This is a genomic window from Ectopseudomonas oleovorans (assembly GCF_003052605.1).
Lineage (GTDB): Bacteria > Pseudomonadota > Gammaproteobacteria > Pseudomonadales > Pseudomonadaceae > Aquipseudomonas > Aquipseudomonas oleovorans_A.
Map to the genome: position 1 here is coordinate 1 of NZ_QASO01000094.1, position 10,783 is coordinate 10,783.

The 10,783-nt window shown below is 60.6% G+C and carries 10 protein-coding genes and 1 pseudogene; 8 read left to right on the top strand and 3 right to left on the bottom strand.

Annotation, left to right across the window (positions count from 1 at the left end; translation table 11 throughout):
• Nucleotides 1-591: 591 nt before the first annotated feature.
• Nucleotides 592-810, top strand: a complete 219-nt coding sequence (locus tag DBO86_RS15485; RefSeq protein WP_004423711.1) for a bacterioferritin-associated ferredoxin — start codon at nt 592-594, stop codon at nt 808-810.
• 67 nt (nt 811-877) lie between these two features.
• Here the strand turns inward: DBO86_RS15485 and DBO86_RS15490 are convergent, their stop codons facing one another.
• On the bottom strand, nt 878-1,249 hold the full coding sequence (locus DBO86_RS15490; protein ID WP_104730323.1) for a DUF5064 family protein: 372 nt from the start codon (nt 1,247-1,249) through the stop codon (nt 878-880).
• A 95-nt stretch (nt 1,250-1,344) separates the two neighbouring features.
• Nucleotides 1,345-1,661 (bottom strand): annotated as a pseudogene (locus DBO86_RS15495) (DUF2288 domain-containing protein).
• A 294-nt stretch (nt 1,662-1,955) separates the two neighbouring features.
• On the opposite strand from DBO86_RS15495, the gene DBO86_RS15500 reads away from it, so the two are divergent.
• The 6 genes from DBO86_RS15500 (at nt 1,956) to DBO86_RS15525 (ending at nt 8,848) form a co-directional block, all read left to right on the top strand.
• On the top strand, nt 1,956-3,074 hold the full coding sequence (locus DBO86_RS15500; protein ID WP_004423702.1) for a branched-chain amino acid ABC transporter substrate-binding protein: 1,119 nt from the start codon (nt 1,956-1,958) through the stop codon (nt 3,072-3,074).
• A 193-nt stretch (nt 3,075-3,267) separates the two neighbouring features.
• Nucleotides 3,268-4,191, top strand: a complete 924-nt coding sequence (gene livH, locus DBO86_RS15505; protein ID WP_108234145.1) for a high-affinity branched-chain amino acid ABC transporter permease LivH — start codon at nt 3,268-3,270, stop codon at nt 4,189-4,191.
• Nucleotides 4,188-5,459, top strand: coding sequence for a high-affinity branched-chain amino acid ABC transporter permease LivM (locus DBO86_RS15510; protein ID WP_108234146.1), 1,272 nt, complete (start codon nt 4,188-4,190; stop codon nt 5,457-5,459). Before livH ends, DBO86_RS15510 begins: the two co-directional genes overlap by 4 nt.
• Nucleotides 5,456-6,223 (top strand): high-affinity branched-chain amino acid ABC transporter ATP-binding protein LivG, encoded by a 768-nt coding sequence (gene livG / locus DBO86_RS15515; RefSeq protein WP_108234147.1) that lies wholly within the window; start codon nt 5,456-5,458, stop codon nt 6,221-6,223. Before DBO86_RS15510 ends, livG begins: the two co-directional genes overlap by 4 nt.
• Nucleotides 6,224-6,226: 3 nt before the next feature.
• Complete coding sequence (locus tag DBO86_RS15520) at nt 6,227-6,928, top strand: ABC transporter ATP-binding protein (protein ID WP_108234148.1); 702 nt, start codon at nt 6,227-6,229, stop codon at nt 6,926-6,928.
• A 1,059-nt stretch (nt 6,929-7,987) separates the two neighbouring features.
• The gene (locus DBO86_RS15525; protein ID WP_108234149.1) at nt 7,988-8,848 is read left to right on the top strand and encodes a DUF6279 family lipoprotein; all 861 of its coding nucleotides are present in this window, start codon (nt 7,988-7,990) and stop codon (nt 8,846-8,848) included.
• A gap of 8 nt (nt 8,849-8,856) precedes the next feature.
• On the opposite strand, the gene ung is transcribed toward DBO86_RS15525, so the two are convergent.
• Nucleotides 8,857-9,546: a uracil-DNA glycosylase gene (ung, locus tag DBO86_RS15530; protein ID WP_108234150.1), complete on the bottom strand. Its 690-nt coding sequence runs from the start codon at nt 9,544-9,546 to the stop codon at nt 8,857-8,859.
• A 139-nt stretch (nt 9,547-9,685) separates the two neighbouring features.
• On the opposite strand from ung, the gene DBO86_RS15535 reads away from it, so the two are divergent.
• Nucleotides 9,686-10,498, top strand: coding sequence for an HDOD domain-containing protein (locus DBO86_RS15535; protein WP_108234151.1), 813 nt, complete (start codon nt 9,686-9,688; stop codon nt 10,496-10,498).
• Nucleotides 10,499-10,783: the final 285 nt, after the last annotated feature.

Consider the following 10,783-nt stretch of genomic DNA (forward strand, 5'->3'; position numbering starts at 1 on the left):
TCACCACCACAGTGAACCGAACAGCGCCAGTCACGGCGCTACGCGCCATGCCTGGCGCACCCATAAAAAGCATCGCCAGCAAGCTGGCTCCTACGAAAAGCGCCCCCTCTACTGCAAGTAGGAAGGGGTGGTGACGAACTTATCTGATCAGCATTAGGCGTCCGCCGGTTTTTTTAGGTTCTACGCATAGTTTTGGGAAAGTGCAGATTGGCACCGGACTGGCAAGTTTGTGTGTTCTGCGTGCAGCGCTATTTATCTCTGGACCAAGATCATTAGCGTGTCGATCTTTCGTCTTGGTTTCGCCCCTCACGGGCGTGTCAAGGTGTGGCGCCCGTAAGGGGCGCAACCCAAACGCTCAGTGGACTCGGTAATGGATAGTGCTAAGCCCGTGAGCAATACGCACACAAACTTGCCAGTCCGGTGTCAAAAGTATCCTCCCCGCGAAAACTCAAAGACCTTTTCTACCCGCCCCTGCCGAAAGCTGAACCGTTCGTCAGACACTGCGAGCATTCGCAATCGATATTTGACAAGCATTCTCATTAACATTAGTATCCGATCCATCGAACAGAACCTCCAAGACGAGCCTTGCTTATGTACGTCTGCCTCTGTGAAGGTGTCACCGATACTCAAATCCGCGATGCGGTCTACGAGGGCTGCTGCAGCTATCGTGAAGTGCGCGGCACGCTCGGCATCGCCAGCCAGTGCGGCAAGTGCGCTTGCCTGGCCAAGCAGGTCGTGCGCGAAACCATCGCCGAAGTGCAAAGCAGCCAAGCCTCGCTGGCCTACCCTGCTGGTTTCGTCGCGGCCTGACGCACGACCAAGAATGAAAAAACCAGATCCTGGAATCCGGTTTTTTCGTCCTCGAACAGCCAGGGAGTCACGTCAGACCGTCGCGCTCCAGGTGATCGAGGTCCACCGCTTCACCCGGCTTGGCGTGCAGCTTGGCGCGAATGTCCTCGAAGATCGCATCGTATTCGGCATGCGCCCGCATGATCGGGCTATGGTTGGGCGGCAGGCCATGCTTGGCCACCAAGCGGGAAATCACGCTGGCGAAGTTGAACGCGGTATCGCGATGCATTTCGAAGACTTCCTCGAATGCCCTGCCCTCTATCTCGCCAACCAGGCGCCCATGCAACATGGACCCTTCTTGCGAATCCTCGCGCACCTCATAGTAGAAATCGATGCTGTAACCGGGTTGCCCGCCCAGGCCAGGCGGATTGCTGCGATGCAGGTGACCAGGTTCGAACATTGGGCTCACTCCTTTGCCGTGGCGCTGCGAGAAACTCCCTCACGGGAGCGTGCGAAGAGTCTAGCTCGCTGCTCACAGCCCTGCAGCGCGCCATTTCAGTGCAGGGTCGAATCCCCTGCCCTTTCCTGTACCAGCACCCAGGGGGCGACCACGACTGCCCACAACTGCGGGTCACGCGAGAGCAGATCTTCGGCACATGAATCTTCGAGCTTGCACAGCAGGCCTTGGTTCATCCATTGCGCGACTCGAGCCTGATCGTTCTCGGCCACAGCCTGCGCGACCGCCACCAGATCCTGCCCCCCTCGACCCAGAGTAGCGAACCGCGAGCGAAGAACTGCTGCAGTTCCTGCCAACGAATCGGCGCTGTCTCACCGAGCAGCTTGGCATAGAGGGTGCTAGATTGATCCGTCATGGTGTGTCCCGTGTCGATGGCTTTGAATGCAGGCGCGCAATGATAGCGCCGACAACTACCCTGGCAACCGCGCGACGCTCGCCAGCCGACTTAGGCCACGCCGTTTTTCTATACATTCCTTGCAATTTAGCGACAACCCCACGTTTCGCCTCCAGTTGCCGGCTTTCAAGGCGCAAATCCGCGCTCTACACTGTTCCGGTACAGTTGCCGGAGGCATTACCGGGGTAACGGACCCGGTTCTGCAGCTTCGGCCGCAAGAACTACAACAACGAAAAACATAAGAGTGGAGCACTCATGAACAAGGCTAAGCAGATTTCCAAGCTGTTCGCGGCAATGGCACTGGCGGGGGCGGCCAGCTATTCGATGGCGGCCGACAACATCAAGATCGGTCTGGCCGGTCCGGTGACCGGTGCAGTGGCTCAGTACGGCGAAATGCAGTTCATCGGCGCCAAGATGGCCATCGAGCAGATCAACAAGGCCGGCGGCGTGAATGGCGCCCAGCTCGAAGGCGTGGTCTACGACGACGCGTGCGATCCGAAGCAGGCCGTGGCCGTGGCCAACAAGATCGTCAACGACGGCGTCAAATTCGTGGTTGGTCACCTGTGCTCCAGCTCCACTCAACCGGCTTCGGATATCTACGAAGACGAAGGCATCCTGATGATCACCGCGGCGTCCACCAGCCCGGACATCACTGCTCGCGGCTACGAACTGGTGTTCCGCACCATCGGTCTGGACAGCCTGCAAGGCCCGACCGCCGGCAACTTCATCGCCGATCACATCAAGCCGCAGACCGTTGCTGTCATTCACGACAAGCAGCAGTACGGTGAGGGCATTGCCACTGCGGTCAAGCAGACCCTGGAAGGCAAAGGCGTGAAAGTCGCCCTGTTCGAAGGCATCAACGCCGGCGACAAGGATTTCTCCGCGCTGATCGCCAAGCTCAACCAGGCTGGTGTCGACTTCGTCTACTACGGTGGATACCACCCGGAACTGGGCCTGCTGCTGCGCCAGACCAAAGAGCGTGGCCTGAACGTCAAGTTCATGGGCCCGGAAGGTGTGGGCAACAAGGAAATCTCGGCCATCGCCGGCCCGGCTTCCGAAGGCCTGCTGGTCACCCTGCCGAAGTCCTTCGACCAGGATCCGAAGAACCAGGCGCTGGTCGAGGCCTTCAAGGCCAAGAACGAAGACCCGAGCGGCCCGTTCGTGTTCCCGGCCTATGCGGCTGTTCAGGTCATCGCCGAAGGCATCGAGAAAGCTGGCGACACCGATACCGCCAAGGTCGCCGCTGCCCTGCGCGCCAACAGCTTCGACACTCCCACCGGCACCCTGGCCTTCGACGAGAAGGGTGACCTGAAGGACTTCAGCTTCGTGGTGTACGAGTGGCACCAGGACGGCACCAAGTCCGAAGCCAAGTAACCCCGCCGAAGAAGCTGATTCATGGGCTAGCGAGCTAGCGCCCGCCATTGACCCGGCGGGCCGACGCGCAGCAGATCATGAACAGGTTCTTAACCCAGAGCCCACTGCTGCAGTGGGCTTTGTTCATTAGAAGAATTCCGGCCTCGCGCTGCGCCACAAGCGCCGCTTCACGCAAGCGCCCAGGAGTTAGGCAATGCCTGATCTTTATCACTACCTGCAACAGCTGATCAATGGCCTGACCATTGGCAGTACCTATGCCCTGATCGCCATCGGCTACACCATGGTCTACGGCATCATCGGCATGATCAACTTCGCCCATGGCGAGGTTTATATGATTGGCTCGTACGTAGCCTTCACCGTGATCGCCGGCCTTGCCATGTTCGGCCTGGAAGCCGTGCCCTTCGTGATGATCGCGGCCTTCGCCGCCACCATGATCGTCACCAGTGCCTATGGTTACAGCATCGAACGGGTGGCCTATCGCCCCCTGCGCGGTGGCAACCGCCTGATCCCACTGATCTCCGCGATCGGTATGTCGATTTTCCTGCAGAACGCCGTGTTGCTTTCGCAGGACTCCAAGGACAAGGCCATCCCCAGCCTGCTGCCGGGCAACTTCATCCTTGGTGAAAGCGCGGCCAACGGCGTGGTGGTGTCCTACATGCAGGTGCTGATCTTCATCGTCACCTTCGTCACCATGATCGCTCTGACCCTGTTCATCTCGCGTTCGCGTCTGGGCCGCGCCTGCCGCGCCTGCGCCGAAGACCTGAAGATGGCCAACCTGCTCGGTATCAATACCAACAACATCATTGCCCTGACCTTCGTCATCGGTGCGGCACTGGCTGCCATCGCCTCGGTACTGCTGGGCATGAACTACGGCGTGATCAACCCGCACCTTGGCTTCCTCGCCGGTATCAAGGCCTTCACCGCTGCGGTACTCGGCGGCATCGGCAGCATCCCTGGCGCGGTACTCGGCGGCCTGCTGCTGGGCGTTGCCGAAGCCTTCGGCGCCGATATCTTCGGTGATCAATACAAGGACGTGGTGGCGTTCAGCCTGCTGGTACTGGTGCTGCTGTTCCGTCCAACCGGCATCCTTGGCCGCCCGGAGGTGGAAAAGGTATGAGCCCCACCACCATCAAGAGCCTCAAATCCGCGATTTTCAGCGCCCTGCTGGTGCTGATCATCTCCTACCCGGTACTGGGCCTGAAACTCAGCACCATCGGTATCAGCCTGCGTGTCGAAGGCGCTACCGCCTTCGAACTCTGGTGCATCGGTGGTGCTGCTGCGCTGGTCTTCCTCTGGCAACTGCTGCGTGACCAACTGACCCCGGCCTGGGCCAAACTGCCCAAGCTGCCAAGTGGTTCCGGGCAAATTGGCAACTTCCTCACCCTGCCCTCCACCCAACGCTGGATCATTCTGGCGATGGTCATGGTGGCACTGGTATGGCCGTTCTTCGCCAGCCGCGGCGCGGTGGACATTGCCACGCTGATCCTGATCTACGTGATGCTCGGCCTCGGCCTGAACATCGTCGTGGGTCTGGCCGGCCTGCTCGATCTGGGTTATGTCGGCTTCTACGCCGTCGGTGCCTACAGCTACGCGATCCTGGCGCACTACTTCGGCCTGGGCTTCTGGATCTGCCTGCCGCTGGCCGGCATGATGGCAGCGCTGTTCGGCTTCCTGCTGGGTTTCCCGGTGCTGCGCCTGCGCGGTGACTACCTGGCCATCGTGACCTTGGGCTTCGGCGAGATCATTCGCATCCTGCTGCGCAACCTGACCGAGTACACCGGTGGCCCCAACGGTCTGAGCATCGCCAACGAGAACAAACCGACGCTGTTCGGTCTGTCCTTCGAGCGCCGTGTGCCGGCCGATATGCCGACCTTCCATGGCTACTTCGAGATTGCCTACAACTCGCAGTACAAGGTGATCTTCCTCTACCTGATCGCCCTGCTGCTGGTGCTGCTGACCCTGTTTCTGGTCAACCGCCTGCTGCGCATGCCGATCGGCCGTGCCTGGGAAGCGCTGCGTGAAGACGAGATTGCCTGCCGCGCGCTGGGCCTGAACCCGACCGTGATCAAGCTCTCGGCCTTCACCATCGGTGCCAGCCTGGCCGGTTTCGCCGGTAGCTTCTTCGCCGCGCGTCAGGGCCTGGTGACACCGGAGTCGTTCACCTTCATCGAGTCGGCGATGATCCTCGCCATCGTCGTGCTGGGTGGCATGGGCTCACAGCTGGGCGTGATCCTCGCGGCCATCATCATGGTGATGCTGCAGGAAATGCGTGAGCTGAGCGAGTACCGCATGCTGTTCTTCGGTCTGGTCATGATCTTCATGATGATCTGGCGCCCGCAAGGGTTGCTGCCGATGCAACGTCCCCACCTGGAGCTGAAGCGATGAGCCGCACGATTCTCGAAGTAAGCGGCCTATCCATGCGTTTCGGCGGCCTGCTGGCCGTCAACGGGGTGGGCCTGAACGTCAAGGAAAAGCAGGTGGTGTCGATGATCGGCCCGAACGGCGCCGGCAAGACCACCGTATTCAACTGCCTGACCGGCTTCTATCAGCCGAGCTCCGGCAGCATCCGCCTCAATGGCGAAGCGATCGAAGGCCTGCCCGGCCACAAGATCGCCCGCAAGGGCGTGGTACGGACCTTCCAGAACGTGCGTCTGTTCAAGGACATGACCGCGGTGGAAAACCTGCTGGTGGCCCAGCATCGCCACCTCAACACCGGCTACCTGGCTGGTCTGTTCAAGACCCCGGCCTTCCGCCGCAGCGAACGCGAGGCCATGGAGTACGCCGCCTACTGGCTGGAACAGGTCGACCTGGTGGACTTCGCCAACCGTAGCGCCGGTACCCTGGCCTACGGTCAGCAGCGCCGCCTGGAAATCGCCCGCTGCATGATGACGCGCCCGAGCATTCTCATGCTCGACGAGCCGGCCGCCGGCCTCAACCCGCGCGAAACCGAAGACCTCAAGGCGCTGATCGGCATGTTGCGTGACGAACACAATGTCACCGTGCTGCTGATCGAGCACGACATGAAGCTGGTGATGAGCATTTCCGACCACATCTACGTGATCAACCAGGGCACCCCCCTGGCCGACGGTACGCCGGAGCAGATCCGTAACAACCCGGACGTGATCAAAGCCTATCTGGGGGAGGCGTAATCCATGCTGAGTTTCAACAACGTCTCAACCTTCTACGGCAAGATCCAGGCGCTGCACGATGTCAGCATCGATGTGCAGAAAGGCGAGATCGTCACCCTGATCGGTGCCAACGGTGCCGGCAAGTCGACCCTGCTGATGACCCTGTGCGGCAACCCGCGCGCCACCAGCGGCAGCATCCGCTATATGGGTGAAGAGCTGGTGGGCATGGATACTCCCGAGATCATGCGCAAGAGCATCGCCATCGTGCCGGAAGGCCGTCTCGTGTTCGCCCGCCTGACCGTCGAGGAAAACCTGGCCATGGGTGGCTTCTTCGGTGACAAGGCGGAAAATCAGGAGCAACTGGACAAGGTCCTGCACCTGTTCCCGCGCCTGAAGGAGCGCTTCGCCCAGCGCGCCGGCACCATGAGCGGCGGCGAGCAGCAGATGCTCGCCATCGGCCGTGCGTTGATGAGCAAGCCCAACCTGCTGCTGCTCGACGAGCCGTCGCTGGGTCTGGCGCCGATCATCATCCAGCAGATCTTCGACATCATCGAGCAACTGCGCAAAGACGGCGTGACCGTGTTTCTGGTCGAGCAGAACGCCAACCAGGCGCTGAAGCTGGCTGACCGCGGTTATGTGCTGGAGAACGGCCACATCGTCATGCGTGGCAGCGGCGAAGAGTTGCTCAACGACCCCAAGGTACGCGACGCCTACCTCGGCGGCTAAGCGCAACCTGCGACATGGGAACCGCCCTTCGGGGCGGTTTTTATTGGTTATTCCTATTTGGATGCGTTTGACACTGGACTAGTGAGTTTGTGTGCGTATTGCTTACTGACTTGGCACTATCCATTACCGAGTCCACTGAGCGTTTAGGTTGCGCCCCCTACGGGCGCCACACCTTTCTTGCTTGCCCAAGAAAGGTGTGCCAAAGAAGGGCACCCCGACATCCGGGTTTCGCTACGCGAAACTTGATTCGCTTTGCTCACCCTACGGGCCAGCCTGCGGCTGTTACTCCGCTTCGCTGCGTTTCCTCGCTCCGGCGTTGCTCCGGGGCCGGCTTACAAGGGCCATCCCTGGCCCTTTAAGCGGGGCCGCCATCGGTATCTCGCCGCATCCATGCGGCTCGCTCCCCTACGCAAAACCTCCACTCGGCCTCCTGAAGGGGACCAGGTCGCGAGCTTGCGTAATCTCCACATAATTAAACTCAGCGGCGTCTGGCTTTTGATCTTTCACCGCGATCTCACAGACGACGCCCAAATCCCCTTCAGGAGGCCGAGTGAAATCGCCGCGTAAGGGGTTGAGCGACATGGATGTCGCGAGAGCCACGATGGGCCAGGGATGGCCCTTCGTGGCGGGCCCCTGGAGTGGTGATGGAATGAGGGAACCCCGGCGCAGCAGGGCGGGGGCGCCTAGCTCGGATGTCGGGGTGCCCTTCTCTTTGGTTACTTTCTCTTGGGCAAGCAAGAGCTACGAAGCGCAGCGCAGTAACAGCCGTAGGCTGGCCCGAAGGGTGAGCGTAGCGAGTCAAGTGACTCGCCCGTAAGGGGCGAAACCAAGACAAAAGATCGACACGCCAATGACCTTTGCCCGGACGTAAATAGCGCAAAAGAACACACGCACTTACCAGTCCGGTATCAATCCGCACTTTCCCAATCCATGCAAAGAATCCCTTCTGCCCACGATCCGAACCTCACACCAGCGAAGTCATAAGCGAATATTTCCGCCCTCTTGCGTCAGCCTCGACGAGTATTAGTCTCAACGACTCTGCCCTCATGAGCATCGACCATGCGCAAGCCTCTGCTTCTGCTACTGGCCATCTCCCTGTTGTTGAGTGCCTGCAGCCGTGTCGACCTGGCCTATCGCAACCTCGATTGGCTGATTCCCTGGAAGCTGGGCGACTACGTGGCGCTGACCCGCGAGCAGAGCGCCTGGCTCAAACCCCAGCTGCAGGAGCATCTGGCCTGGCACTGCAGTGTCGAGCTGCCGCGTTATCTCGACTGGCTGCAACGCAGTCAGCAGGCATTGAACAACCGTGACAGCGAGCTGATGGCCAGCCAGTTGGCTGATGTTGAACAGGCCATGCAGCGCCTCGCCGTGGAGATCACGCCCAGTACCATCGAACTGCTGCGTGGCCTCAGTCCACGTCAGGTCGAGCAGTTGGTGACGGCCATGGACGAGCAGAATGCCAAGCTACGCGAGGAGTTTCTCGAGCCGCCACTGGCGGAGCAGATCAGTAACCGTGCCGAACGTATGGAAAAACGTCTGCAACCCTGGTTCGGCAAGCTGAATACCGAACAACGCGAACGCGTACGCGTCTGGGCAGCAGGCCTGGGCGAGCAAAACCAGGTCTGGCTGGAAAACCGCATGGCCTGGCAACAGGCGCTGCGCGAAGCACTGGATGTTCGCCGTGGCGATGATTTCGCGGCGCGCATGACCGCCCTGCTGCAACAGCGCGAACGCTTCTATACCGACGCCTATCGGGCCAGCTATGCAAGCAACCGCCAGGCCATGGCCGAGATGATCGTCGACCTGGTCAGGCAAGCGGACTCAACGCAACTGGCGCGCGCCGACAAGCATCTGCAAAGCCTGCATGCTGACCTGGCGGCGCAGCAGTGCACGATTGATCAGGCAGTCGTGCAACGCTGAAGCAACGCTCAGAGCGCCGGCAGACGCCACTCGATCGGCTGCAGGCCATTCTGGCTGAGGAACTGGTTACAGCGACTGAAATGGCCATTGCCGATAAAACCGCGATGCGCCGACAGCGGCGACGGATGCGGCGAGCGCAGCACCAGATGCTTGGTCGGATCGATCAGACGCTGCTTGCTCTGCGCGTGGCTGCCCCAGAGCAGGAACACCAGCTTAGGCTGATGTTGGCTGACCACCTCGATCACCCGGTCGGTGAAGAACTGCCAGCCCTTGCCTGCGTGCGAACCGGCGTTGGCGCGTTCCACGGTCAGCGAGGTATTGAGCAGCAGCACGCCCTGCTCGGCCCAGCTCTGCAGGTAGCCATGGGCGGGAATATCGATATTGAGATCGCGCTTGAGCTCCTTGTAGATGTTCAGCAGTGACGGCGGTGTTGGCACGCCCGGCTGCACCGAGAAGCACAGGCCGTGCGCCTGACCGGGGCCGTGGTAAGGATCCTGACCGATGATCACCACCTTGACCTGATCCAGCGGCGTGGAATTAAGCGCATTGAAGATCAGCGGGCCCGGCGGATAGATCTCCTTGCCTGCGGCCTTCTCTGCCCGCAGGAATTCACCCAGCGCCTTCATGTAGGGTTTGTCGAACTCCTCGCGCAGTGCGTGCTTCCAACTGGCTTCGAGCTTGATGTGGTCATCGGTCATGCGAACGTCCTGCGTGCCTTGAAACGAATGCAGGCACGCTAGTGACGGGGTTAGGGCAAGTCAAGGACATGAGCCTGCGACAGGTGTCAGCATGCTTTGCTAGCCTATTGCCCACCACCCTTGATGCTTTTGGGACTCCATGTCGACCATCACCGATACCCTGCGCCTGGCGCTGCTCAATCGTTTTCTCAAAGGCGAGGCCAAGATCCCGCAAATGCCCGAAGCAGCCATGCGTATCCGCAAGCTGCTGGACAACCCGATGACCTCTACCGAACAACTGGCGCGGGTGATAAATGGCAACCCGCCCCTGGCGGCTTACCTGATGCAGTTCTCCAGCTCACCGCTGGTGCGCGGCAATCGTCCGTGCGCCTCCCTGCGCGAGTTGCTCGACCGTCTGGGCACCCGCCAGCTGGCAGACCTGGTACTGGGCTTCAGCCTGCAACACCTGTTCAGCAGCACCGATGCGTTGTTACAACAGGTGTTTCGTTTGCGCTGGCGTCACGCGCGCGAGCGTGCGGCGCACTGTGCGGTGCTGGCGCAACGCACGGGGTTATCAATGGACGACGCCATGCTCGCCGGCCTCCTGCAGGACATCGGCAGCCTGCCGCTGCTCTCGGAGCTGGAGCATTGGCCGCAGGTCTCTCGTGACGCGGCCACGCTGGAAGGACTCTGCGAATCACTCTCCGGCAATCTGGGAGCGTTGATCCTCACGCGCTGGCAACTGCCACCTGCCGTCGTCGAGTGCGCACGCCAGTATGGACAATGGCAGCGCGAACATGACGGCCCTGCCGACCTGGCCGATCTGGTGCTACTGGCCAGCGCCCTGCAAGCGGCGCATGAACCAGAAGCACCCTTGCCCGCGCAGATCAAACTGGGTCTGGAACAGCCCCTGGCAACCTTGCGCCAGGAGCTGGCCGACGAACTGAGCCTGTGGAAGCGCCTGCTGGCCTGAGCCGGCGCTGACACGGAGAGTTCCCGGATTGCATCCGTATATGGACTCCTCCCGTTTTGCCAGTGAAATAATCTGCCTCTGAACCTAGGTACGACTGCTTCCGTATATTCGACTTCTGATAAGGCGTTAGCCTTGAGCCATGATGAATTTCGCTCCTGTGCGCCTAACCGGGCTAGCGGCCTTGCAAAGCAGAGGGCCGATGGATGCAGCAGGTTACACACAGGTCGGTGCGACCGGTTCGTCATCAGTTCATGTCACTGTGCAATCGAGTGGATCTCTACTACG

Excerpts from the sequence above, each read along its gene's own strand:
- DBO86_RS15500 (WP_004423702.1), top strand. The coding sequence starts at position 1,956 with ATGAACAAGGCTAAGCAGATTTCCAAGCTGTTCGCGGCAATGGCACTG.
- DBO86_RS15520 (WP_108234148.1), top strand. The coding sequence starts at position 6,227 with ATGCTGAGTTTCAACAACGTCTCAACCTTCTACGGCAAGATCCAGGCG.
- DBO86_RS15535 (WP_108234151.1), top strand. The coding sequence starts at position 9,686 with ATGTCGACCATCACCGATACCCTGCGCCTGGCGCTGCTCAATCGTTTT.
- DBO86_RS15485 (WP_004423711.1), top strand. The coding sequence starts at position 592 with ATGTACGTCTGCCTCTGTGAAGGTGTCACCGATACTCAAATCCGCGAT.
- DBO86_RS15525 (WP_108234149.1), top strand. The coding sequence starts at position 7,988 with ATGCGCAAGCCTCTGCTTCTGCTACTGGCCATCTCCCTGTTGTTGAGT.
- DBO86_RS15510 (WP_108234146.1), top strand. The coding sequence starts at position 4,188 with ATGAGCCCCACCACCATCAAGAGCCTCAAATCCGCGATTTTCAGCGCC.
- livG (WP_108234147.1), top strand. The coding sequence starts at position 5,456 with ATGAGCCGCACGATTCTCGAAGTAAGCGGCCTATCCATGCGTTTCGGC.
- DBO86_RS15490 (WP_104730323.1), bottom strand. The coding sequence starts at position 1,249 with ATGTTCGAACCTGGTCACCTGCATCGCAGCAATCCGCCTGGCCTGGGC.
- ung (WP_108234150.1), bottom strand. The coding sequence starts at position 9,546 with ATGACCGATGACCACATCAAGCTCGAAGCCAGTTGGAAGCACGCACTG.
- livH (WP_108234145.1), top strand. The coding sequence starts at position 3,268 with ATGCCTGATCTTTATCACTACCTGCAACAGCTGATCAATGGCCTGACC.